Annotated in this window: 14 protein-coding genes; 13 read left to right on the top strand and 1 reads right to left on the bottom strand. The window is 46.1% G+C overall.

Going from position 1 to position 26,821, the window contains the following annotated elements; all coding sequences use genetic code 11:
* The first annotated feature begins 160 nt into the window (after positions 1-160).
* The 6 genes from AC58PV_RS01860 to AC58PV_RS01835 all read left to right on the top strand — a co-directional run bounded on the left by AC58PV_RS01860 (position 161) and on the right by AC58PV_RS01835 (position 10,801).
* Entirely contained in the window at positions 161-1,630 is a 1,470-nt protein-coding gene (locus tag AC58PV_RS01860) for an ABC transporter substrate-binding protein (protein ID WP_497430596.1), read from the top strand.
* A 75-nt stretch (positions 1,631-1,705) separates the two neighbouring features.
* On the top strand, positions 1,706-2,644 hold the full coding sequence (locus tag AC58PV_RS01855; RefSeq protein ID WP_068665052.1) for an ABC transporter permease: 939 nt from the start codon (positions 1,706-1,708) through the stop codon (positions 2,642-2,644).
* Between the two features lie 29 nt (positions 2,645-2,673).
* Positions 2,674-3,594: a carbohydrate ABC transporter permease gene (locus tag AC58PV_RS01850; RefSeq protein ID WP_497430595.1), complete on the top strand. Its 921-nt coding sequence runs from the start codon at positions 2,674-2,676 to the stop codon at positions 3,592-3,594.
* A 44-nt stretch (positions 3,595-3,638) separates the two neighbouring features.
* Complete coding sequence (locus tag AC58PV_RS01845; RefSeq protein ID WP_497430594.1) at positions 3,639-4,958, top strand: glycoside hydrolase family 125 protein; 1,320 nt, start codon at positions 3,639-3,641, stop codon at positions 4,956-4,958.
* Positions 4,955-8,068, top strand: a complete 3,114-nt coding sequence (locus tag AC58PV_RS01840) for a beta-galactosidase (RefSeq protein ID WP_497430593.1) — start codon at positions 4,955-4,957, stop codon at positions 8,066-8,068. Before AC58PV_RS01845 ends, AC58PV_RS01840 begins: the two co-directional genes overlap by 4 nt.
* Before the next feature lie 3 nt (positions 8,069-8,071).
* A complete protein-coding gene (locus tag AC58PV_RS01835) occupies positions 8,072-10,801 on the top strand; it encodes an alpha-mannosidase (protein WP_497430592.1) in 2,730 nt (909 codons plus the stop codon).
* A gap of 298 nt (positions 10,802-11,099) precedes the next feature.
* Here the strand turns inward: AC58PV_RS01835 and AC58PV_RS01830 are convergent, their stop codons facing one another.
* The gene (locus tag AC58PV_RS01830; protein ID WP_497430591.1) at positions 11,100-12,035 is read right to left on the bottom strand and encodes an AraC family transcriptional regulator; all 936 of its coding nucleotides are present in this window, start codon (positions 12,033-12,035) and stop codon (positions 11,100-11,102) included.
* A 170-nt stretch (positions 12,036-12,205) separates the two neighbouring features.
* Between AC58PV_RS01830 and AC58PV_RS01825 the strand changes: the two genes are divergently transcribed.
* The 7 genes from AC58PV_RS01825 to AC58PV_RS01795 all read left to right on the top strand — a co-directional run bounded on the left by AC58PV_RS01825 (position 12,206) and on the right by AC58PV_RS01795 (position 26,592).
* Positions 12,206-14,692 (top strand): glycoside hydrolase family 38 N-terminal domain-containing protein, encoded by a 2,487-nt coding sequence (locus tag AC58PV_RS01825; RefSeq protein ID WP_497430590.1) that lies wholly within the window; start codon positions 12,206-12,208, stop codon positions 14,690-14,692.
* A gap of 213 nt (positions 14,693-14,905) precedes the next feature.
* Complete coding sequence (locus AC58PV_RS01820; protein ID WP_497430589.1) at positions 14,906-15,841, top strand: ABC transporter permease; 936 nt, start codon at positions 14,906-14,908, stop codon at positions 15,839-15,841.
* A gap of 13 nt (positions 15,842-15,854) precedes the next feature.
* On the top strand, positions 15,855-16,715 hold the full coding sequence (locus AC58PV_RS01815; protein ID WP_497430588.1) for a carbohydrate ABC transporter permease: 861 nt from the start codon (positions 15,855-15,857) through the stop codon (positions 16,713-16,715).
* 53 nt (positions 16,716-16,768) lie between these two features.
* Positions 16,769-18,304 (top strand): type 2 periplasmic-binding domain-containing protein, encoded by a 1,536-nt coding sequence (locus AC58PV_RS01810; RefSeq protein ID WP_497430587.1) that lies wholly within the window; start codon positions 16,769-16,771, stop codon positions 18,302-18,304.
* 125 nt (positions 18,305-18,429) lie between these two features.
* Positions 18,430-23,136: an Ig-like domain-containing protein gene (locus tag AC58PV_RS01805; protein ID WP_497430586.1), complete on the top strand. Its 4,707-nt coding sequence runs from the start codon at positions 18,430-18,432 to the stop codon at positions 23,134-23,136.
* Between the two features lie 188 nt (positions 23,137-23,324).
* Positions 23,325-25,589: a helix-turn-helix domain-containing protein gene (locus AC58PV_RS01800; RefSeq protein WP_497430585.1), complete on the top strand. Its 2,265-nt coding sequence runs from the start codon at positions 23,325-23,327 to the stop codon at positions 25,587-25,589.
* 166 nt (positions 25,590-25,755) lie between these two features.
* The gene (locus AC58PV_RS01795; protein WP_497430584.1) at positions 25,756-26,592 is read left to right on the top strand and encodes an AraC family transcriptional regulator; all 837 of its coding nucleotides are present in this window, start codon (positions 25,756-25,758) and stop codon (positions 26,590-26,592) included.
* The last annotated feature ends 229 nt before the right edge of the window (positions 26,593-26,821 follow it).

Genomic DNA, 26,821 nt, shown 5'->3' with positions numbered 1-26,821 from the left:
TTTTTTCATCTATACGGAGATGGTAGCGTTTTTTTCTTTAGTTTAGACAGGGTTTATTTAGTTTATCGTCTATTTGTAATTGCTTTCATGCAGTACTGTAAATATAGCCCCTACGGGCGTAGACAAACAGACGAGTATTCACTAGGGAGGACTCAAAAAAATGAAAAAAAGTTTGGTCACGACACTTGGAATGACATTAGCTGTTTCTATGGCGCTTAGCGCTTGCGGCAGCAAAGAAGCTGACGATGCAAAAGGTAATGCGACAGCGAATAAACCCGTTGAATTAATTTGGTATACAATCGGAACGCCACAGAAAGATGTGGATCGCGTTATGGCTGAAGTCAGCAAATACACGGCCGAGAAAATCGGTGTTACGGTGAAGATGAATATGACGGACTGGGGCGATTATGCTCAAAAAATGCAAGTCATGACCGCTTCCGGCACACCTATGGACATTATGTTCACGTCTTCATGGGCATTTGATTATGTGCAAAATGCACGGAAAGGTGCATTCAAGTCGATTGACGAATTGCTGCAAAAAAATGGACAAGGCATCGTCAAGGCATTGGACCCTGCTTTCCTTAACGGTTCCAAAGTAGATGGACATAATTATGGTGTTCCAGCTAATAAAGAATTACCGGCACAAGACGTGTGGCGTTTCAACAAAACGCTGGCTGATAAATATAGCCTTAGCCTAGATAACGTGAAATCATTGGAAAGCTTAGAGCCGCTGCTTTCAGCGATTAAAGCGAAAGAGCCGAACATTTACGGATTAGCTGTTGATAAAAACTATATGCCATATGTGCCTTATGACTACATCATTGAGAAAATGCCTATGGCTGTTAGCGTAGACAATAAAGATTTGAAAGTCGTTAACATTCTCGATACACCAGAAATGAAGCAAGCATTGAAAACAATGAATAAATATTACAAAGCAGGCTACATTCCAACGGAAGCGTCCACGCTGACTTCCTTGAACGATGTTCAAGTGACGGGCAAGTGGTTTGCAGATAAAGCGACCAATCAACCTTTCGCGGACAACCTGTGGTCAGCAAGTTATGGATACCCAGTCGTATCCAAAGCAGCCAGCCCAGCTTTAATTTACAACTGGTCCGTAATGGGCTCCATGCAAGCGATCTCGGCCAACTCCAAATATCCGGAGAAAGCAATGGAATTCCTGAACCTGCTTAACACAGATCCTGTACTTCGCAACATGGTCGATTCCGGAATTGAAGGCGAGCACTACAAAAAAGCCGGCAATGACACCATGGAAAACTTACCGGCATCCAAAAACTACGATATGCCTACGTTCTCCCTTGGTAATGTACTTTTGACATACAAAGATGTGAAAGACCCTGAGAACAAATGGGAAGAGTTCAAGAAATTTAACGATACAGGCGTGCCTGCTCCACTTCTCGGCTTTAACTTCGATCCAACCAAAGTCATCAACGAAATTGCCGCTGTACAGAACGTGAAAGAAGAGTTCTGGGCGACACTGATGACAGGTACTGTTGATCCGGATAAATACATTCCACTTGCAAACGAGAAATTCAAAGCAGCTGGACTAGATAAAATCATGACAGAAGCACAAAGTCAAATTGACGCTTGGAAAACAGCTAACAAAAAATAGAGACAAGCCCGAGGATGAGGTGAATGTTCTGCATTCACCTGATCTTTGTCTTGTTATCAGCGAAGGGGTGATTGTATGAACAGAATAGGAACTTTTTTCAAAGATGTTAAACAAAGCAGAGTGCTGCTGCTCATGGCATTACCGGCAACGCTTTGGTTCCTGTTCTTCTCGTATTTACCGATGGCAGGCATGGTGATTGCTTTCAAGCAGTACCGTTACAGCCGTGATGGTTTTTGGGCAAGTATTGTGGAGAGCAAGTGGGTTGGATTACAGAACTTCAAATTCCTTTTTAGTACGAACGACGCTTATATCATTACGCGCAATACCTTGCTATACAACATTGTGTTCATTATTGCAGGTCTGGTGCTGTCCGTTGGACTCGCCATTGTATTATCCGAAATTACGAATAAAAAACTTGCTAAGCTTTATCAAACAGGTATGTTCATGCCCTATTTCTTATCATGGGTCATCGTTGGCTATTTCGTATTCAGTTTCCTCAGTGTGGATAAAGGAATGCTTAATCATATACTCCCTTGGTTTGGCGTGGATCCAATTCGTTGGTACAACGATAAGACGTATTGGCCGCTAATTATTATTCTCGTGTACCTCTGGAAATCAGTCGGCTACAGTTCTGTTGTGTATTTAGCTGCAATCATGGGGATCGATAAATCCTTATATGAAGCAGCTATGATTGACGGTGCGAGCAAATGGCAGCAAATCCGCCACATTACTTTCCCGATGTTAAAACCGTTAATGACGATTCTGACGCTGCTGGCGATCGGACGCATTTTCTATGCAGACTTCGGACTGTTCCTGCAAGTGCCTAGGGATTCCGGAACGTTATACTCCGTAACCAATGTTATTGATACGTACGTATACCGCGGCCTTAAATCTACGGGAGAAATCGGCATGAGTACAGCGGCTGGCTTGTATCAGTCCGTAATCGGCTTCATTCTCGTAATGACTTCGAACTATGTTGTTAGAAAATTCGATAGAGATAATGCACTCTTTTAATGGATCATTACCGAAAGGAGGAACTGGCTATGAACGCTGTCAAACCGATGAAAAAACAAGATTTTCATAAATTACCGCCACTTTTGAATATGTTTGCTCATGGGGCCGCAGGTCTTTTTACCCTTGCCTGTGTGTTTCCGTTTCTGTTTGTAACGATTATTTCGTTCACTGATGAGAAATCGCTGAATACGAACGGATATAGCATCTTTCCGGAGAAATGGAGCCTAGAAGCATACCGTTATCTCTTCAAAGCAGGCGATCAATTGCTGATGTCCTATGGGGTCACCATCCTTGTGACGGTCGTAGGTACGCTTGTTAGCTTAATTCTGACCTCAACTTTCGCTTATGCAATTTCGCGGAAAAGTTTTAAATTCCGAAATTTCTTCGGCTTTTTCGCCTTTTTTACAATGCTCTTCAACGGTGGACTTGTGCCGACTTATATCGTCATGACGCAATTGCTCGGGCTCAAGGACTCCCTATGGGCTCTGGTGCTGCCATTAGCGGGCAACGCCTTCTATATCATGATTATGCGTACGTTCTTCAGTACCTCTGTACCGGATGCAATTATTGAATCGGGTAAAATTGACGGAGCTGGCGAATTCGGCATCTTCATTAGGCTCGTGCTGCCGCTATCCCTGCCAGGGCTCGCGACGATCGGGTTGTTCAGTACCTTGGGATATTGGAATGATTGGTTCAATGCGCTGCTGTACATCGACACGCCGAACTTGGTGCCGCTGCAATCGATGCTGATGCGGATTGAGAACAGCATGCAGTTCCTGCTTCAGAACACGAGCAACCCATCAGTTGGCATCGGCTTGCTGCAATCACTGCCGCAGGATACTTCACGGATGGCGATGGTCGTGCTTGCGACGGGACCGATTATTTTCGCATACCCGTTCTTCCAGCGTTACTTCATTCAAGGCTTGACGATCGGTGCTGTAAAAGAGTAGTGCCTTAACCAACTTCGTAGAATATAGAATGTGGAGGATTTACCGTGGAACAATTCAGACTGCCCAAAATTCCGATGCCTAAGCTGGAACTGCCCCAAGCCATTCAAGATGTCTTGTTGGAAGCCGAAGAAAAGCTGGCGCATCGTCCTAAACTTCTGCAATTATTTAAAAATTGTTTTCCAAATACATTAGAAACAACAACCAAGCTGATGCCAGATGGCACCACGTTTGTTATCACGGGAGATATTCCAGCATCCTGGCTGCGTGATTCCGTCGAACAGGTCATGCATTACGTGCCCTTTGCCAAAGAAGATACGGATCTTCAATGCATTATTAGTGGATTAATTAAACGTCATGTTCAATATATTCATATTGATCCGTATGCGAATGCGTTTAATGAGTCGGCGAACGACTGGCATTGGAACAAAGCAGACCAAACCGAGATGTCGCCATGGGTATGGGAGCGTAAGTTTGAGCTCGATTCCTTATGTTTCTCGATGCGTTTGGCATTTGCCTATTGGAAAGAAACCGAGTTGACGGATATCTTTGATGCCGGCTTCAAAGCAGCGATGGTGAAGATTTATGAGTTGTTCCTAACCGAGCAGCATCACTTCGAGAAATCGCCTTATCGGTTTACCCGTAATAACGGGATACCGACCGACTCGTTACGCAATAATGGTTTGGGCATGCCTGTGAATTATACCGGAATGGTCTGGTCAGGCTTTCGATCCAGCGATGATGCGTGTGACTTTCACTACAACATTCCAGCGAATATGTTCGCAGTTGTCGCCCTTCGCCACATGCAAGAATTCGCGGAATGGGTGTTCCGGGACATGGATTTCCTGGCACAACTCAAAGCACTTGAAGCAGATATTGATCATGGCATTCAATTGTATGGGATTTATCGTCATCCGACATTTGGTCCCATTTATGCGTATGAAACAGATGGCTACGGCAATCACTGCCTGATGGATGATGCGGGGACACCTGGTCTTATGTCGATTCCTTACCTAGGTTACGTGGCCGCGGACGACCCTATTTATCAAAATACAAGACGCTTTGCGCTCAGCAAAGAGAATCCATTTTATTTTGAAGGCAAGGTAGCTAGAGGGATTGGAAGTCCGCATACGCCGGACGACTACATTTGGCATATGGCGCTGTCCATGCAAGGGATTACGGCATCGACGGCGGAAGAGAAGCTTGAGATGATCGCGATGCTGGAAGCGACAGATGCAGATACGGGATTCATGCATGAAGGTTTTCACGTTGATGACCCAACCATTTTCACGCGTAAATGGTTTGCATGGTCGAACAGTCTGTTTTCTCAATTAGTTTATCAGGCAATGAAGGATGGTCTTCTATGAGTCGTCCAATCTTTATCTTCCATGAACCGGGATTCCCAAGCAGTTCGTGGAGCGATGTACCCATCGAGCAATTGACGGTGCAAGGGGCAATTGTCGTTGGTGCCCATGGACTTGGAGAGGCACTGCGATCAGCAGCCCACGGATGTTTCGTTAATTTGCATGCGCCGTATTTCCCGAAAGCGGCATGGGCTGACATTCTGGCCTTCTTGCAGCGCGGCGGCAGCCTGCTGAGTGTTGGCGGTGCAGCTTTTAAGCGTCCTGTTCGCTGGGAAAACGAGCATTGGCATGTGGAATCGGAGCAGACGGGCTACCACCAACAGCTGCATATTCATGAGATTCTGCGAGTGGAAGGTACGCCGATCCGTTCCTATACCACATCGGAAACTTTACCATTACTGGAAGGGCAAGAATCCTTATTCGCGCTTGCCGATACTTGGAATATGGTGCCGCATACGACGCGCGACAGCGACTTGCCACATCAGATGGGTGCTGCGGGTACGATGAGCACGCAGATTTATCCGCTGCTCAAGAGCATTGGCAAGAGGGGACGCGAAGTAGCGGCTCCTGTCGTCTTATGGGAGAATTCGCGCGGTGCCTTTATCGGTTCGCGTTGGATGTTCGTCAATGTGCCGTTGAGCCCCTCGTTCTGGAGCGAAGGCGGTGCGCAGAGCTTGGCCCAGTGGGCGAGATTCTGTGCAAGCGGTGTGACGGAGTTGTGGATCAAGCCGAATTATGCCAGCTATGAACCTGGTGAGCACGCTATGCTTACGATTCAAACGCAGCTTATCGGGGATCAAGATGCCACTAAAGTGTGGACACTGGATCTTCGTGTCGAGCATGAGAAGGGTGTGCAAGAAGCTTGGACGCATCGTATCACCTCTCAAGTTAACAAAGAATTCAATGTGGTGCGCATTCCAGTACCGCTTGATTTACAGCGCGGTTTGTATCGCGTAACGTGTAAGGCAATCTCAGAGGATGGCGAACAGCGCATACTGCGTCAAGGATTCTGGGGGCATGATGCGGGGCTTCTTGCAGAAGGTCAGCCTATCACTTGCGGACGCGATTATTTCATCAAAGATGGTCGTCCATTGCCCGTAGTTGGTATGACGTACATGACGTCCGATGTGGCTCGCAAATTCCTATTCCTGCCGAATAGCGATGTCTGGGATCGGGATATGGCCCAAATGGCCAAAGCAGGCATTAACTGGATTCGTACGGGAATTTGGACCGCGTATCGCAATATCATGCAGGTGGATGGCCATGCTTCAGAAGAAGTATTGAGAGCGATCGATGCGTTTTTTCTAACGGCCAAAAAGCATGATCTGCAGGTAACGTTTACCTTCTTCTCCTTCACGCCTGAAACTTGGGAAGGGGAGAATCCTTATCTCGATCCGCAAAGTGTGGAAGCTCAGAAGCGGTTTATCCGCTCCATCGTTTCCCGACATGTGGCTACGACTCATGTGGATTGGGACCTGATTAACGAGCCCTCGATGTTTGATCCCGCACAGATTTTCTCGGATGGACCTCGTTCCAGTCGGGATAAGTATGAGAAGGAAGCTTTCATTACGTGGCTTAAACAGCGTCATGAGCGCATTGAAGAGCTGCAAGAGCGCTGGAATATGACGCCTGCACAGCTGCCGACTTATGAAGCAGCTGTCATTCCCGAGGCGGCTGACATCAATTTCGACGTGCAGGACATGCACCGGGCGAAAAAAGGGACACGCTGGCTTGATTATTGCTTATTCTCGATGGAGATGCACAACCAGTGGGCTAAGCAGCTATACGATACCATTAAAGAAATCGTCCCTGGACATCTCGTTGTAGTCGGTCAAGATGAAGCGCTTGGCGCGCAGCGGCCTTCACCGCTCTTCTACGAAGAAGCGGTAGATTATACAACGGTCCATTCGTGGTGGCTGAACGATAATCTTGTATGGGATGGCATCTTTGCCAAAACTGCTCATAAACCGAATGTGATTCAAGAGACAGGCATTATGTATGTCGAGACCCCGGATGGACGTGCCAAACGTTCGGAAATGGAGCTACGCAGCATGTTGGAGCGCAAATATGCTTACGCCTTTGCAACGGGAGGCGCAGGCGCCATTCATTGGATTTGGAACACCAATTTCTATATGGATAATGCGAACGAGTCGCACATCGGAGCGCTTCGTGCCGATGGAACGGAGAAACCGGAAGCGGATGTTTCCTATGATTTTGGCCGCTTCATGGGCGAGATCAGAGACCTATTCCAGGAGCGGGAGCTGGAAGATATCGTGGCAGTATTCCCTTATTCCAACGATTTTTCCAATCGAAAAGTGGCATTCGATGCCACGACGGCCATGACGCGTGTGCTGGCATACAAGATGAAGTTGCCGTTCCGCGCAGCTTCGGAATATCATTTGGAGGCGCTGGAGGAGCAACCTGCGAAGCTGATTATACTCCCAAGCGCGCATAATGTGGATGAAGGAGCATGGGCGAAGCTGATCGATATTGTGAAGCGCACGGGTGCGACATTATTGGCAACAGGTCCAATCTCCCTTGACGCATACTGGAAGCGCAAGCCGCGTCTCGTTGACGAGCTTGGTGATGCTGAGCTTCATAATGTACGACGAGAAGAGATGCTTGATCTGGAAGGTACTTCACTGCATGTCTCCTATAGTCGGCGCCGCATTGCTGAAACGTTGAAAGAAGTGCGTGTTGGTGGTGGGTCAGCGAAGTCAAGTGCTAGTGGGGATCGTGTTGTAGATCTTCCTTTAGGCAATGGCCGATTGATTTGGAGCCCGCTGCCAGTTGAAATAAACGACCGGATGGACACCGTAGCGACACTGTACCGATATGCCGTGAATGCTGCCGAGTGCAGCAGCGGATTGGAGTGGCTTGAAGGCGATATCCCGGGGATTTACGGCAGAAAGCTGCGTTTCAAGGACGGTTTCATGTATGTCTTTGTCTCTGAGTTTGCCTGGGATGTGGCTGTCAAAGTTCGGGACACCGATAGTGATACGACGTACGCGTTCACCTTGGAGAAAGAGCGTTCCGTGCTCTTTGCCGCAGATAATCAAGGGCAAGTGATTTCCGTTTACCGCCCAGATGAAGTTCATATTGAAAGGAGCTAACCCATGAGCAACAAGCGAACGGCTCATATCATTTCCCATACCCACTGGGATCGGGAGTGGTACCTACCTTATGAGAAGCACCATGTGCGTCTTGTTAAACTTATAGATACGTTATTAGATAAAATGGATCAAGATGCGAATTATCGCAGTTTCTTTCTCGATGGGCAGACGATTATTCTGGAGGATTATTTGCAGGTTAGACCAGAACAGAAAGATCGCTTAAAAAAATTGATTCAGGATGGCCGTATTCTCATCGGGCCTTGGTATATTTTGCAGGATGCCTTCCTAACGAGCGGCGAAGCCAATATCCGCAATATGCAGATTGGCCATCAAGATGCGAAAGCGTATGGCGAAGTGTCGAAAATCGGCTATTTTCCCGACACGTTCGGCTTAGTCGGACAGACGCCGCAATTGATGCAGCAGTCTGGCATCACCAATGCTTTATTCGGCCGAGGCGTGAAGCCGACAGGTTTCAACAACACCGTCTCGGATGGTGATTTTGAATCCTCTTTCTCAGAGCTGATTTGGGAAGGGCCAGATGGTTCCCAGGTGCTGGGTATACTCTTTGCCAACTGGTATTCCAACGGAAATGAGATTCCCGTGGATAAGGCAGAAGCCAAAGCGTATTGGGAACGCAAATTGGCGGACGCGGAGAAATATGCTTCCACTGGCGAACTGCTCTTCATGAATGGCTGCGATCATCAGCCTGTTCAGTTGGATCTGCCGGAAGCGATTAGAGCTGCGAGCGAGCTTTTCCCGGATACAACCTTCGTTCATTCGAATTTTAACGATTACCTGGCAGCAGTTCAGCGCTCAGGGAAGCAGGAACTTTCGACGGTCAAAGGCGAACTGCGCAGCCAGCGGACAGACGGCTGGTCAACGCTCGTCAATACCGCTTCGGCGCGTGTCTACTTGAAACAGATGAATCAGCTCGGACAAGCGATGTTGGAAAAAGTGGCAGAGCCTCTTGCCGCATTCGCCCATGTCCTCAAAGTCGGGGAGACGTACCCCCACCATCTGTTCACATATGCTTGGAAAACGTTAATGCAAAATCATCCGCATGACAGCATTTGCGGGTGCTCGGTGGACGAAGTGCACCGTGAAATGGTCACGCGCTTCGATAAAAGCCGACATGTTGCCGAAGCCATTATCGATGACAGCAAGCAAGCCATCGCGGATGCGATCGATACATCTGACTTTACGCTGGCGGGCGAAGGTGCTCTGCCCGTAGTCGTATTTAATACGTCGGGTTGGGAACGCTCGGGGGTTGTCAGTATCGAAATCGATGCTTTACGCCTTTATTTCCGAGATGGCTATACGCTGGAAGAAGCGAGCGCTTTTGCCAAAACGGCGGATATCTCAGGGCGAGTACTTGTAGATGCGTTCTCGCAGCCTCTGGCATGCACGGTCGAGGATCTCGGCTTGCAATTCGGTTACGATTTGCCGGATGACAAGTTCCGTCAGCCGTACATGTGCCGAAGAGTAAGATTGACATTCGAAGCAGACAAGGTACCAGCACTAGGATTGAAAACTTACGCTTGGGTGAAGAAGGAAGCGCAATTAGCAGATTCTTCGTTGTTCACAAATGAGCGGGTCATTGAAAATGCTGCGATCCAGATTGAAATCGCGGATAACGGTTCCTTCACGCTGACGGATAAGAAGAACGGGCGCACGTATCAGGATTTGGGTGTATACGAGAATACCGGAGATATCGGCAACGAGTATATGTTCCGTCAACCAGATGGCGAAAAGCCACTGACGACGAGCGGCTTGCAAGCGCAAATCCGTGTGCTCCAAGATACGGCTTACCAGGCTTCCGTTGAAATCATCCATGACTGGGAGATCCCTGCGTCTGGCGACGATATGCTGGATGTTGAACAACGTGACTTAGTCTACTATCCGCATCGCACAGCGCAACGTTCAACGCGCATGATTCCGATGCGTATTCGCACGGTGGTTAGCTTGAGCCGGAGCGGACAAGGTGTAGAGATCGAGTCATCTTTCAACAATCAGGCGAAGGATCATCGTCTGCGGATGTTATTCCCAACTGATCTGACCGCGCAAACGCATCAAGTTGATTCGATGTTTGAAGTCGTGCAACGGGATAATGCGCCAGCCGCAGAGTGGGAAAACCCAAGCAACACCCAGCATCAGCAAGCATTCGTTGATGTTAGCGAAGCAGGAGCAGGTTTGGTTGTTGCCAACCTTGGATTGAATGAATACGAGGTTCTGCGCGATGGTCGGAATACGATTGCGGTAACGCTTCTGCGCGCGGTTGGCGAACTCGGCGATTGGGGCTTGTTCCCGACGCCAGAGGCGCAGTGTCTGGGTGAACATACGGTCCGCTTGGCGATCTTCCCGCACACGGGTGATAGTGCACAATACGAAGCCTATACAGCTGCCTACCAATTCCAAATTCCTTGGACGGTGGCACAAACCGGCATTCATTATGGCCGAATTACTTCGACCTATGCTCCTTTCCAATGGGAAGGCGAGGGTCTTGCTTTATCCTCAATGAAAATGAATGAAGCATCGGGTGATGTGCTGCTTCGTTGGTACAACATGCGTTCCCAGCATGCGGAGGTTAAGGTTAGTACGCAACTTCCGCAGCGGAATTTCTATAAGAGTACGATCTTGGAGATACCAGGCGAGCGTTTGGCCGTGGGGGCAGACGGCGGCTTGACGTTGCCAGTGGGTCCTTGTGAAATCGTAACGATCGGGATTCAGCGGTAATCATTTCCTATTATAAGTAAGAGGCAGTTTCAAAAGTCGATGTAGACTTATTGAGACTGCCTCTTTTCGTTATTGACCCATATATTATAAAACGACTTCCCGTAATTTAACTGGATTTTCTCCATCTATTTGCAACGGATAGAGCGAATTCGGATGATTAACTGTATTTCCTGTAGTTAAATTCCGTCAATTGTATCGATTTTTCAATTTACGAGGAATTTACCTGTAGTTTTTCCATCTAATCACGAAAACACCTCAAATTCGAGCACATTACCTGTAGTTTTTACATCTAAATGATCTAAATGCGATGCGGCGGTGGGACAGCCCCTTTTTCTTTTTCTCGATATTCTTTCGGGCTCATCCCGTAATTCTTTTTAAATAAACGACTATAATACGATAAACTTGATAGCCCTGCGATATAAGCAATTTCTTGTATGGGCTGGTCTGTGCATCGTAGCAACTCTAGCGAGCGTTCCAAACGGATTTGACTCATACGATCCATGATGGTATGACCGCTTAGTTTTTTGTATTTTCGGGCCAAGTGACCGTAGCTCATATGCAGGGATGCAGCCAGTCGATGGACGTCCACCTCATAACTTTGATCATCATTTAAATAGATTTCAACCTTACGGAGCAGCGCATGATCAGAGTTGGTTTCGCTCTCAATCCACCGCTTTCTTTCTGGAGACAGATCCGTTATCGCGAAAATGACTTGCACAATTTGCAGCAATACAGCCGTTGAAGAGCCGTTCCCCTTAGCTTTTTCAAAACATGTCATAAGAAGTTGACCTAGTCCGAACTCATCGGCATATATGCCAGGCTTCCAATTCGATAAAACGTTGAGCTGTTCGTAAGTTGAAAAAGTATTCACGGGGATAACCTCCGTCCCACGATCCACCTTCCACCTTAAGCATATCCCCTTATGTGGATCATGGGGTTCATAGGTATGCGCATGTTCCATACCCGGAGGGATGAGGAAGAACTCGCCTGCGTGAATATCCAACAACGATCCCCCGAAGCTCGTTTGCATATGCCCCTCAAACACATAATTGAGTTCGTACCACGTGTGGAGGTGCGGTGGGCACTGAGCGAATCCCGCAGGTATTTCTAAGAGAAGATCAATAATTTCAAGGGCAGCATCATTAAGCGTTAGGCTTCCGCTAAGTATGGTTTGATAAGGTTCTACGCCTACAAAGGGATTTTCATGCGGATGAGATGGATGGAATAGACTCATTAGGATCACCTTTACGAGAAGCTAGGATGGATGTACTTAGTATAGCACAGCTTATCGTCATGTTATTTTTGTTCAAAAACGTGTGATTCCAGTGAATATACGCAAGGGGCAGATTTTGAGAAAATGGTAAGTAACTGGCATCATGTCATGAACAAAGAGGAGAGATTACGATGCGAAAACTTCATCTATTAAGCAATGCACATCTGGACCCCGTGTGGCAATGGGAGTGGGAAGAAGGGGCGGCCGCTGCGGTATCAACCTTTCGGGCTGCTGCTGCATTTTGCGAAGAATATGAGGGGTACGTATTTAACCACAATGAAGCATTGCTATATAAATGGATTGAGGAGTACGAGCCTTCTTTATTCTGTAAAATTCAGGGGCTGGTACAAGCCGGCAAGTGGCACATCATGGGAGGGTGGTATTTACAACCAGATTGTAATATGCCTTCCGGGGAGTCCATCGTGAGGCAAATTTTGCTTGGGCGGACCTATTTCAAAGAAAAATTTGGTGTAGAACCAACAACGGCTATCAATTTTGATTCTTTTGGGCATTCGAGAGGTCTTGTTCAGCTGATGCGAAAAGCAGGTTTTGATTCGTATTTGTTCATGCGTCCCGATGATCGCGTTGCTGGCCCAGCACAAGAGTTCGTCTGGGTCGGGTTTGATGGCTCTGAAGTGCTTGCCCATCAAATACAAGACGGATATAATACGCTGCTAGGTCAAGCGCATATCAAGGTGAAAGAGAGAATCAATAAGCAAACGAATCAAGGTGTTGAGCTTGTACTTTGGGGTGTTGGTAATCATGGTGGTGGGCCTTCGCGTCTAGATCTCGATCATATCAGCGACTTGATTGCGTCAACGAATCGTACAGTTGAGGTTGTACATTCAACCCCCGAAGCCTACTTTGCGGATCTTGCCAAGGGTGCGGATGCTCTGCCTCGTCATGAACGAGATCTGAATCCTCGCTTTGTTGGCTGCTACACTTCGATGATCCGAATCAAGCAAAAGCACCGTCAGCTGGAGAATGAGCTGTACCAAACGGAAAAAATGCTATCATCTGCCGCTCTGCAAGGCTACCTTCGCTATCCCAAAGAGGAGCTTAACGATGCGTTCCATGATCTGATGGTAGCTGAATTCCATGATATTTTGCCGGGAACCTCTATTCAGCCAGCAGAAGAATCTTCCCTACGTTTGTTGGATCATGGTTTGGAAATTGCATCCAGGCTGAAAGCACGTGCATTCTTTGCCTTATCGAGCGGGCAGCGGGAAGCAGGGGAAGGAGAGTATCCGATACTCGTCTATAATCCCCATCCTTATCCCGTTCGGGGTGTGTTTGAATGCGAGTTTATGCTTGCGGATCAGAACTGGCAGGATCAATTCTCAATGCCTGTCGTCTATCAAGATGGCGTGCGCATACCTTCTCAAGCGGAGAAAGAACATAGCAATCTCAGTTTGGACTGGCGCAAAAGGGTCGTGTTCGAGGCTCAATTATCGCCTTCCGCCATGAACCGATTCGATTGCAAGATGGAATTATTGCCTACGAAGCCTAAACCGCAGGTGGTGCTCGAAGACGGTAATATTCAGTTCCGAACACCGCTACTACTCGTAGTTATTAATACGCAAACAGGATTGATGGATCAGTACATCGTCAATGGTATTCCTTATCTAAAAGAAGGAGCTTTCCACCCCTTGGCCATTACGGATAACGGGGATCCATGGCGGATGGACACGGATCGGTTTGAGGGTGTGAAAGGAGCTTTCCGTCTTATGTCCCCCGAAGAGGGGACAGCTTTCTCGGGTATTTCTGATGGCCAAACCACGCTCCCTTCAGTCAGGGTGATTGAAGACGGTGAAGTACGTACCGTCATTGAATCGCTGTTGAGCTATGGTCAATCTGCGGTCGTTCTCACGTACAAACTACCCAAACATGGGACGGAGATCGAGATCCATGTGCGTACATTTTGGCAAGAGAAGGACACGATGCTGAAACTTGCCATTCCAACTGTACTTGAAGACGGCAACTATGTAGGGCAGACTATATTTGGCGTGCAGTCTCTTGAAACAGATGGAACCGAAGTCGTTGCGCAAAAATGGACAGCGCTCATGTCCGAAACGGATATAGGAGCCGTTACACTCATCAATGATGGGATCTATGGATCGGATAGTTCAAATGGTGTAATGAGACCTTCCCTTCTACGAGGGGCGGCTTACACCGCTCATCCCATTCTTGATCGACCATTGATGCCTAATGATCGTTTTTCACCGCGAATCGACCAAGGGGAGCGAATGTTCCGGTTCTGGTTGAACGCTGGTCATAAATCGGAAAGACTCGCAAGTATTGACCGAGAGGCGCTTCAATGGAATGAGAAGCCGTATGCACTTTCGTTCTTCCCCCACGGGGAAGGGCAGATCCCTGCTGCCGCTGTGCAACTCGATGATGATGTCATCCAGATGACGACCTTCAAGCAGGCCGAACACAGTGATGACACGTTTATCTTGCGATTATTCGAGCCAACAGGACAAGCAAGATCAACGGTGGTTAGGGTTCCCCACATGGACATGAAAGTCCGCCTTGATTTCCATGGTTTTGAAGTAAAGACATGTAAGCTAGATCTGAAAATGCGAACCCTATGTGAATGTGAGTTAATGGAAGAGTAAGAAACACGAAACCGTCCTGATCTAGGACGGTTTTTTCCGTTATTTATAGAGAAAGAGATGTGCAGAGCTTTAACTGATTAGCAGATCTAACGTTGAGCTTGAGCAGGGTTAACTTTAAGAAAAATGAGTCATATTCAGCGCTGTGAGTGCTTGCTATGATCAAAACGTGAAGTCAGGGGTTCACGTCGGTCAAAGAAAGGAGGGGAAATAAGGATGGTCAACGAACACAATTATGGCAATCGTAAGCCAAGCATTTTCAATCGAATAGATAAAGGGAAATATGTGCTTCTGATGTTTTTGCCTTGTTTGGTGTATTACATATTGTTTCAATACGCCCCGATGTTCGGGATCGTCATAAGCTTCAAGAACTACAACTTAGTGAAAGGGATTTGGTCGAGTGACTGGGTAGGACTGAAATATTACATCATGTTTCTCCAAGACCCAGGCTCATTAAATCTAATTAAGAATACCTTCTTACTAGGGTTTTACTCCTTGCTTTTTGGTTTTGCGCCGCCGATCCTACTCGCACTGCTGCTGAATGAGCTGAAGAATGCGCTGTTCAAACGGTTCGTCCAAACCGTCAGTTATTTGCCGCATTTTATATCCAATGTCGTTGTCGTAGGGATGATTGTCACGTTTCTCTCGCCTTCAGGCGGATTGATTAACGATATCATCCAATCGCTAGGCTTTCAACCGATCAATTTCATGATGGAGCCTGGATTGTTTCGTACCATTTATGTAACATCCGGTGTATGGCAAAGCTTTGGCTGGGGATCTATTATATATCTTGCGGCCTTGTCGGCAATCGACCCAACGTTATACGAAGCGGCAGAGATGGATGGTGCTTCACGATGGAGGAAAATGTGGCACGTCACTTTGCCAGGTATTGCGCCTGCCATTGTTACGTTACTTATCCTAAGTGTGGGCAATATTACGCAAGTTGGTTTCGAGAAGGTGTTCCTGCTTACGAACCCGATCAACCTGAAAACGGCGGACATTCTAAGTACCAATGTGTATAAAATGGGGCTTATCGGAGGGCAATACAGCTACGCATCTGCGGTTGGATTGTTTGCTTCCATCATTAGTTTAGTTTTTCTCATAGGTACGAATTACATGAGTCGCAAAATTACGCAAACTAGCCTATGGTAGAAGGGACATCGTTATGAAGCAAAGAATCACGGTATTTTCCATTTTTAACCTTTTGCTCATGCTTGGTGTGGTTGTGGTAACCCTCTATCCCTTTCTTTACATGCTAGCGGTTTCCTTAAGTGATAGTACGTATGTGATGAAAGGAAGCGTTACTTGGTACCCCAAAGGGTTTAATTTGGCTATGTATGAGCTGGTATTGAAGGACCCTCGCATTATGAAGGGATTCCTCAATACGTTTCTGTACACGGTACTGGGCACACTCATCTCCTTAACCATAACAGCTTTCGGGGCTTATGCCATCACCAAAAAAGAAATGATGTTTGCAAAAGGCTTTACACTTATGGTTGTCATTACGCTATTCTTTAGTGGCGGCATGATTCCGACATTTCTTGTCGTCAAATCGTATAGGCTCATGGATACCATCTGGGCGATGGTGCTCCCGAATGCGGTGAACTCATGGAATCTGTTAGTGATGACCTCATTCTTCCGAGGTATACCGAAGGAAATCGAAGAGTCGGGTAAAATGGATGGCCTAAACGACATTGCGATCGCCATACGGATCGTATTCCCAATGTCTAAAGCTGTGTTTACGGCGATCGGATTATTCACAGCCGTAGGTTTGTGGAACGATTTCTTTACTCCTCTGTTATACCTCAGAGACGTTCATTTATTTCCGTTATCTGTCGTATTACGCAATATTATGCTTGCTGGACAGATGGCAACTGAAGCAACCAGCGCTCAGGGCGATACCATTGTCACGGAGTCGCTGAAATACGCGGTACTTATGGTAGCAACGCTGCCGATTTTGTTGCTGTATCCCTTTTTGCAGAAGTATTTCGATAAAGGGGTTTTGGTGGGTTCCATTAAAGGATAACCATTATAAACACACTAGTTATAGATCAATTATTCATAAAGGGGAAGTTGTGAATGAGAAAAGTTGGCTTAGTAGCACTTCATATGGCCGTGGTCCTTACCGTTCTTGCAGGTTGTACAACAAAAACAGACACTCAGAGTCCGTCTCCAAACACCAGCGTAAGTCCGGGAAGTACGGCAGCCGCAAGTCCAGCTGTGACGAAGAATACGTTCACTGCACTGCTTGAAACCAATGCAAGTTGGCCGTACAACAAGGATTGGCCGATCTGGAAATACATTGAGGAGAAGACAGGAGCAACTTGGAATGTTCAGCTTCCTTCAGGAAATTTGCAAGATACGACGACGCTCAATGTCGCTTCCGGATCTGTGCCGGACCTGACGTTCGGCTATACACCGATGGCCAATACCTATGGCATTCAAGGGGTGTTTGCCAATATTCTCGACTACACGGATATCATGCCTAATTTTAAAAAATGGATGGAGAAATATCCGACTTACGTGAAAGCTTCCTTGGCTTCTGACGGGAAAATGTACGTATTTCCAAATGAAGGTTATGGAAAGGCCAATGGGATGAGTTGGTTATATCGTCAAGATATTTTCCAGAAAAATAATGTAAAGACGCCAACTACGTATGATGAATTTTATCAAACCTTAAAGCAGCTCAAGCAAATTTATCCCGAATCCACACCTTTTGTTTTCCGGAATGGCTTGAATATTCTTAGCAATATGGCCCCTTCGTTTGATACGAATGGCGGTTATTATCTCGATAAGAAAACGAATAAAGTGAAGTTTGGTCCTATTGAACCTAACTATAAGAAGATGGTAGAGTACCTGCACAAGTTTTACGTTGATGGCCTGATTCCGAAAGATTTCCTGACCGTAGATACGAAACGTTGGCAAGATATGATTTCGACGAATAAGAGCTTTGTGACGAATGATTACATCGTACGAATTGATTTCTTCAACACGCCAATGCGGAAGGAAAATCCGGATTCTACGTTAGCCTTCATGCCGCCTGCTTCGGGATTTGCTGGTGCGAAACCGTTGCTCCTGAACACCCAATCTGTTGATGGTGGGTTGATGGTTTCGGCCAAGTCGAAGAAAATCAAAGAAATTATGAAAATGATGGATTTCTTCTACAGTGAAGAAGGCAAAACGATGGCAAGTTGGGGCAAAGAAGGCGAAACTTTTACCGTGGAAAACGGGAAAAAACAGTATAAGCCGGGCTTGTTCACTAATGCAACGGAGCTTGCCAATAAATTTGGCTTAACCACGCTGGGCACGTATACCTGGTTTGATTTTGATGCGTACAAATCGATTATCTCTCCAAGCCTGCAATCCGCTTACGATGAGGCTGACAAGTATATGGATGTGTACAGCCCATTACCAAAAAATACGCAGCCAGAGCTCGATACGTTATCCATCACCGGAAAAGCGGTAACGGATGCTTATTCCGAGAGTATTTCCAAGTTTATTGTAGGTCAACGAAGCTTGGATGAATGGGATCAATATGTGGAAGAGCTCAAAAAACAAGGACTTCAAAAGACACTTGATGTCTATCAAGCTGCGTTTGACCGGGTTCAGAAATAAATCGAATCCCGTAATATAGGGGTTGGATATCATTCCCCGCATCTGCCATTTTGCGAAAGGGCTTGATTTACGCTTAACGCGGGTGCGGGTTTTACTCTTTTATCTAAGTGAGGAGAGATGAATGCGTGGGAGTTAAACGAGGAAAGCAAAGGTTAGTTCGATTTACTGTGCACTGTTTATTAGTAGCAATTCTAGTTGGACTCTTTCTTCCGATTAATCAACGTGTGCAGGCCGAAACGAGTAACATGGTGTTGAACGCAGGCTTTGAAACGCAACTGACAAATGGAAATCCAACCGATTGGACGATTAAGGAATATACCGCAGGGCCTGTTGTAACGGTGGATAGTGCTGTTTATCATGAGGGAACCCGTGCAATTAAGATCGATGCAGCTGCGGGAGGGAGAAAGAGTGTAGCTCAAAATATTTCCTCGATCACAGCAGGGCAATCTTACAATGTTTCTTCTTGGATTAAAACTGAAAATGTAGTTTCTCAAGAGGGAGCACGAATAAGAATTGGTTTTTATGATGGGGTGAATGTGCTCACTGGCGCTCAAGTGTATACATCCGGTCTCAAAGGCAGCAACAATTGGCAGCTTGTGAATAAAACGGTGCAGGCACCCGTCGGAACTGTCAAACTGGCGATTGAACTGATGCCAGATGTAGGGACAGGTGTTACTTGGTACGACGATGTCAAAGTAGTACCTGTTTATCCCGTGCAAGGAATAACGTTGGACCTAACGTCAGCCCATCTTTCGATTGGGCAAACGACAGCTTTGCATGCTTCACTTACACCAGTGAATGCGACAAATCAACAAATAACGTGGACCTCTTCCAGTGAGAGTGTGGCCACAGTGAACAGCGGGGGGACAGTAACAGCAATCGGTTATGGAACAGCCATGATTACAGCTACAAGCGAGGGGGGATTTAGCGCGCAATGTTATGTATCCGTCGGGGATACGGGAGTGAGTGTGGGTCACATCACTGTGAATACGAATCGAGTCACCGCTGCAGTTACAGATACGATTAGACTGTCGGCTGTCGTGTCGCCGTCAAATGCGTATGACCAGCGGGTGGCATGGACCTCTTCCAATCCTGCTGTTGCGACAGTAGATAACAGCGGCAGCGTTGTGGTGGTTGGGCAAGGAACGGCAACGATTACCGTAACAACCGTAGATGGCAATCTAACTGCATCAACGATAATTAATAGTAACAGCCTGCTGCGAAACGGAAGTTTTGAAATGGTTTCGTCTGGGAATGTGCTTCCTGAAGGCTGGTCACTTACGAATTATACGTCAGGGCCAGTGGCTAGCGTGGACAGCACGACAGTCAAGGACGGTGGAAAATCACTCAAGATTGATGCCTCCAGTAGTGGCAGAATTAGTGTCGCTAGAGAGATTACCTCCATTACCGCTGGGAATCATTATAAATTCTCAGCGTGGATCAAGACGAGCCAAGTGCTATCCGTCGAAGGAGCACGGGTCAGGATTGGTTTCTATAACAACTCGAATGCGCCTATTGGTTCAACGGTGTTTGTAGGTGGGATTAAAGGAAGTCAAGATTGGAAGCTTGTTGAGAAGATTGTCCAAGCGCCGGCAGGCGCCGTGAAGATGAGGATTGAAAACATGCCGGACACAGGCACGGGTATGATCTGGTATGACGGGGAAAGTGTCATTCCATGGGTGTATGCCGAGGGGGTTAGCGTCACTCCGGCTGAGTTGACTTTGCAAGTTGGCGAGAGCAGTGTGCTGAACGCATCGATTGCTCCGGTAAGTGCAACCAACCAGGGTGTGACATGGGCAACATCGGATGGGAGTGTTGTTAGCGTAAGCAATGGTACTGTGACCGCTATCCGTCAAGGCATTGCAGGTGTAACCGCGACGTCCCAAGATGGTGGATTCCAAGCCGCAAGTATTGTACAGGTCGGAGGAAATACCGATATCACCGTACCCGATTACACAGCAACAACAACGTTTGGCGGTTCGGTTGGCGGGCAGGTGATTGCCATTGATGCGAACAACCATCCCCTCTCGTACACCAAGCTGGCAGAGCCGAACTACGGGACGGTTCGTGTCAATAACGATGGTACCTGGACGTATAAAGCGAATCCGGGGAGCCAGACGACCGATCGCTTTTATATCGGGGTAATCGACAGCAACGGCAGTTCTACGTATGCGACTGTGACGATCAGCATACAGCCCTTATCGACCCCACTAGCGCCTTACGCCAACGTGCATCCGAGTCTTTTCCTTGATGGAGCCAAGGTAAATCAGTTGAAAACGGCTATTCTATCAGGCGGAACCCATGCGGACATTTGGCAGGAAATTAAAGCGAAGGCGGATGCCTATGCGGTAACCACGCCTACAGCCTACTACGTGGATACCTATGATGGCGAATCATGGCAAAGAGACACGGCTGATCATACGATCTATTTGGCCTTAGCCTATCTAATCGACGGAGATATCAAATATTTCAATGCTGCGAAAACTTATGCGCTTGCTTCTGTCAATTACCCAACGTGGGGAAGAGGTGCTCTTCAGAATACCGATCTTGCTGCGGGACATCAATTATTAAGTCTTGCCATCGTCTATGATTGGCTGTATAACGACCTGGATTTGACAACGCGCAATGCCATTAAGCAAAAGTTGGAATCGCGCGGAAACGAAATGTATCTGAAGGCGAGTGGTCAGCCTTTTGAAGGTCAAAAATATAACATCTACTGGACGGAAAGCTACTTACAGAACCATATGTGGGTGAGTCTAGGTGGACTTACAGCGGCAGGTATTGCACTCTATGAAACTGGAGAGAATACGCTTCCTTGGCTGACGTACTCGATAGGTAAATTTGATAAAGTACTGCAAGCCTTATCGGAGGATGGAGCTAGCCAAGAGGGGTATCCGTATTGGCAATACGGGCTTGAATACTTATTGAAGTATGGCGAGCTTGCTCAGAAATTCCTAGGCATCGATATTTACACAGGCAATCAGTGGCTTGAGCAGGCTTCAACGTATGCAGCTTATATGCAGTTACCTAAGAACAGTTGGAAATCCGACGTTAATCATCTTAATTTTGGAGATGATGCCAATGTGAACTGGTATGGTCCTGATATGTCGTTAAGACTTCTAGCAGGTAAATATGGGGATGAACTTGCACAAGGTCTTGCAGGCGAGATCGATCGTGCCAATATTGAATCTGACAATGTGAAATATGGCAATCTGTTGTGGTATGACCCGACGGTGGCGGAAGGTTCGACGAGCAGCCTGCCTACCCTGCATCTGTTTGATGATCTAGGCATCGTTTCGGCGAGATCTGACTGGTCCGGAGACGAATCGGTTGTCGCCTTCAAAAGCGGCCCGTCGATCGGGCATAAAGCACTCCATATGAATAAGTCCGAAACGTTCGATAACTGGGGCGTGGATCATGCGCATCCTGATGCTAATCATTTTATGATATTTGGCAATGGGGAATGGTTAATTCGAGACGATGGGTATGCGAATAAGCGGACGTCCAATCATAATACGCTATTGATCAACGGAATGGGCCAATTGGGTGAAGGAGGACAATTCCTCAATAACCTTCCTCTGCAAAGTGTAAAGTCAGAGCCGACTATTGTAAAAACCGTATCCACAGCTGTGTACGATTACATGCTTGGAGAAGCGGCTCAAGCTTATGATAGTACGCTGGGTCTTCAGAAGTATAAACGTCATCTCATCTATATAAAGCCGGATATTCTTGTGGTCGTGGACGATATTGAAGTCAATGAGCCGAAAAATCTGGAGCTCCGCTTTTTCCCGGAAAGCCAAAACATTCAATCGTTAGGAGATGGCAGCTATCTGACCACCGGTGGGACGGCGAATTTAAGATATAAGGAACTGACAGGGGCCAATACAGTTTCAAGCGTAGACTATGTGCCTTATGTAACAGAAGAAAGCAACATGGATCGACAGGCATTTCGGTTGATCAATACCACGCAAACCCATTGGGCCAATGCTGCGGCATTCTCTTGGTCCGATTCGGAAAGTATCCCGAAGAGCGTCACATTGACGAAGCAAGGGGATACATGGACCTTTGAAGCAGAAGGAACCGCGGTTGCCCTGAACCTATCCACAGATACGGTTCAAGGGGTGCAAGGATCAGGGGGAGGCCAAACAGGCAACGACGCGACATTGGATGCGATTGTTCTAAATGGTAAGTTCATTCAAGGGTTTACTTCCGGCGTATTTAACTATACCGTGCCGAAGTCTTCGAAATTACCGCAGGCAACGGTTTCAGCTATCAAGCATGATAAGAATGCGACGGTGCAAACGACTTGGAGTGGCAACGCGACAGGAACAGCAACAATTCAAGTGACGTCTGCGAACGGTACGGTCACCAACACATACACGCTCACGGTGGAGGATTCTTCCTTGCTTACGGTAGCTGGAGCAGCAAGCAATGTTGTGAGTGCCGATTTTGGCGCAGCCAATGGAATCGATGACAACATGGCGACCATTTGGTCGGCCAAAGCGGATTCCTCGCTTGTGACATCCGACAATCCGCAAGGCTATCCGTGGCTTCAAGTTCATCTCGGTAATGTCAAGAATGTGAATCAAGTGGATATTGCTTGGTATTTGGGCCATCAACGTCAAGCGACCTTTGATATTGAAGTATCGACTAACGGCACGGTTTGGACGAATGTCTATTCGGGCACAAGCAGCGGAACAACGGCGGAGTATGAAAGCTATACGTTCTCAAGTGTCAGTGCAAAGTATATACGGATACTTGGACATGGTACGAATCAAAGTGTCTACACGAGTATCAAAGATGTGAATATCTATAAGCCAACCGTCAATTAAACAGTAGCATCCATGTGTAGAATAGCCATGTTTCTCGAGGTGTTAGCGAGAACATGGCTTTTTACCGACTTCTGATGTGAAGATGAGCTAACTATGAATAGAACAGCACATTTCCTTCTAGGTGCTGCTTGTTCTACACTGATAGGTAAACATGATATAATTTTGGCAACTAGAGGGGGGCGCTAGGTATGGCCAATATACGACCTTTTCCTAAGAAGGCGGGTTCACTATTTTTTAAATTACTGATCAGTTTTATCGTTATTACGCTATTGCCGGTTTCCTTTAACTTTGTTTCGTATGCCTTTTTTCGGACAAATCTGGAGGAGAAATTAATAGAGAACAACAGCGTTCTAACCGACACTACTGTCAAACATTATGAAGATCAGATCAGAACCATTAAGAATTTTACGTTTACCCAGTATTTAAAAGTCAACGCCAGCATCGTGAATTGGAACAAAGTGCGCGGAATCGATTATGTGGCGGTAACTCAACTTCGCAATGAATTGCAAGGGTATTTAACGAATCCGTCACTGTATTTGTACAACATGATTTTTGTGTTGAATCGGCTTGATCTGGCGTTTGATAAAGATGGATCAGCTTCCTTACATGATATGTTCGATAAATTTTATTACAATGACACGTATACCTATGATTTTTGGCAAGGAGAAATAAGGGGCAACAATGGGATTACCATGTATCCGTCCTCGAATTTTGCACTAAAAACGATGGATATTCAAAAGTACAGCGGCAGCCTAATGCCGCTCTTATTCAGCAGCGACAATAAAAGCATTGCAATCATCGCGCTGCTAGATAATGAAAAAATGGCTGCGGAATTTTATAAGTCCGCCTCACCAGAGAATAAGCTCTTTATTTTAAATGAAAAGAAAAACATGTTGTATGCTTCAGATCATGCCGGGACAATGACCTTTCCACCGATGGATGAACAGCAAGGGCATATGAAAGTGGGAGCATCGTATCTCTTCTATCAAAAAGGGACGCTAAGCGGGTTTACCTATGTCAATGTGATTCCTACAGCTTCGATCGACTCGCAAATTTCAAAATTGAACCTTATACTGGCTACCATTCTCATCATTTCACTATTGTTAAGTGTTGCCGCCTCTATTTTCTTCAGTATGAGGTTGAATAATCCGATTCGTAAAATCTTAGAATCCATTCGTCAGCTCAATGTCTCCAACCCGCCGCAAAGTCAAATTAAAGAGTTCAATGTCATTAGTGAGAAAATCAATGATCTGATTCGCACGAATCTTGTCATTCATCAAGATCTGGACCGTCAAAATTCATTGCTTAAATATTACGCGTACACGAATAAGTTTAAAAATATTCGGGGCTACGCGAAGGAAGCTAATATCCCTCCAAACATTGATAAACCTTTTATTTTGATTGGTTTTCAACTTTTATTTAAATCCCGGCTAAAGACAGATATGGATATTGCCCAGGATAAAGCGGCTAATTTATTCAAGGAGTTTGTCAATGCCGATTTGACGGAAGCATTCGAGGAGTCGGTTACGTTTCAGATTGAAAACGACATTATCTTATCTCTGATATTCATGGAGGAAGATCAACGGTCGCGAATCGAGGTCTTTCTGCAGCGTTGGAAGCAGGTCTTCGATCTGGACCGGGAGTACTGTCTTGTTTCGATCTCGGTGAGTGACAGGTACGAGGACTCCTCCAAATTTTCCGATGCGTATAATCAGATACTGCTGCTATTGAAGGGACGGCGAATGGGTGACGATACGCAAATTGTTACGGAAGCTGGGCCCAAGGATGCTGTTCATTCGGATCATGAAGAAGAGCGAGTGTTCTATGCTAACTTGGAAAAGGGCAATGCGATCGAATTGATTCAAATCGTAAAGCGACGCCTTCACTACCTCGATCGAAAAGGGGCGACGATGCGACAGCTGCATGATTATGCAACAGAAGTGATGCGTAAAGTGAACAAAGCTTCCGGGAGAGAGTCGGGGATTTCGGTTTTCGCAGAACGTTCCTTGCCTCGGACTGCTCCTTACGAGAATGTTCGGGAATGTTTTACTTTGGAACAATTGGAACGATACTTTGAGTGGTTCCTCCAGATGGAATTGGCGGTAATTCGCAGGAAAGTGGAGGAAGCCGATCCGATTATCGATTATGCAACGGACTATATCAACACACATCTTGGGGATGATATTACCTTGGAATTAGTTGCCGATAAGCTGGGGATTACAGGGACTTATTTATCAACCTATTTTAAGAATAAGAAAGGCGTTAACTTCAGTGATTACATCAACAACGTTCGTATGCGGAAAGCGCAAGAGTTATTAGCGACGACCGATCTGAAAGTGCTCGATATTGCCTCCATGGTGGGGTATTACAGTGTAAATGCGTTTATTCGCAAGTTTAAAAAGCATACCGGTGTTCCGCCAGGGGAGTATCGCAAAGTGAAAGTTGATGTTTAAACAATTCTAAAGATGCTTACGTACAACTCATTGTACGTAAGCATCTTTATCTATGTGTACAGTACCCAGAATAGTAGGGAGCACGATTTAATTTAAACTTACTTTTGGTATACTAGTTTAAACCATTCGCTGTTGGATGAACAAAAATAAACGAGGAGTGATTACGATGCCAGAAAACGATATCTTACAGGCACTGCGATTAAATTATTTGTATGCAGAAAGATATAGTTTCCCTAAAGGGTGGAATTTTCACGAGTCTATGATCCCATATTCCATGATCCGATTTATTGAAAAGGGTAAGGCTATATTCATGATCGACGAAAATACGTATCAACTGGATAAGAATGATATGATTTACATTCCTCAAGGAAGTGCGCTGTCGTGTCAGGCATTGACGGATGATTTTACATTCATGAGCATACGTTTCACAGCTACTTTTCCACTCATCGATAGTGAAGTTTGGTCTGAAATTTTTGGGTTTGATACGAAATTGACGTGTACAGATCCACAGATCAACTATTATTTTCACAGTATTATCAGAGAGAAGGATTCAACTAACAGGGGGAAGCATTATACACTTAGGGGCTACCTGGAATTAATTGTAGGTTATTTAATCAGTTCGTCTGAAGCATATTCTGTGAAACCGAATAAGCATAAAAAATTGAAATTAGATAGAAAAATTGATAACCGGGTTGAGCTCGTTTTGGATTATATGCTGAACAATTATAAAACCACGATTAGCATCGAAGAATTGAGCAAGATGGTAAGTCTCAGCACCTCTTCGTTTCGCAGATTGTTTAAACAGCACACAGGCAAATCGCCAAGTGATTTTATGACCGATCTTAAAATGGTTGTAGCGGCCAAGAACATATTGGAAACGGACGAGCGGATATCCGATATTGCGTATCAAGTTGGCATCGAAGATCCGAATTATTTCTCTAGAGTGTTTAAAAAGCATTTCGGAGTAACGCCTTTCTCCTATCGTCAGTTGGCAAGGGAATAGTCAGATTATTCATTATCATGATCGAATTGTGCTAGTATTGGTTGGTTTGCTATGTGTTAAAGCGGATATGTTTCCGTTAGTATTAGGGATAGAAAATGAATGTTTATGAATGGAATGCCAATTTATAGGTGATTATCAGTGCGTACGCTATCACATATAATTGGTGTTCTGGTCCTTTCTTAGAGAGGGACATTTATAATTGTTCATTTCTGGTAGCATTATTTGATCG

It is taken from the genome of Paenibacillus sp. J22FR83, assembly GCF_059691955.1.
Note: the sequence above shows the minus strand (reverse complement) of the source record. Positions and strands in the feature narration are given on the sequence as shown.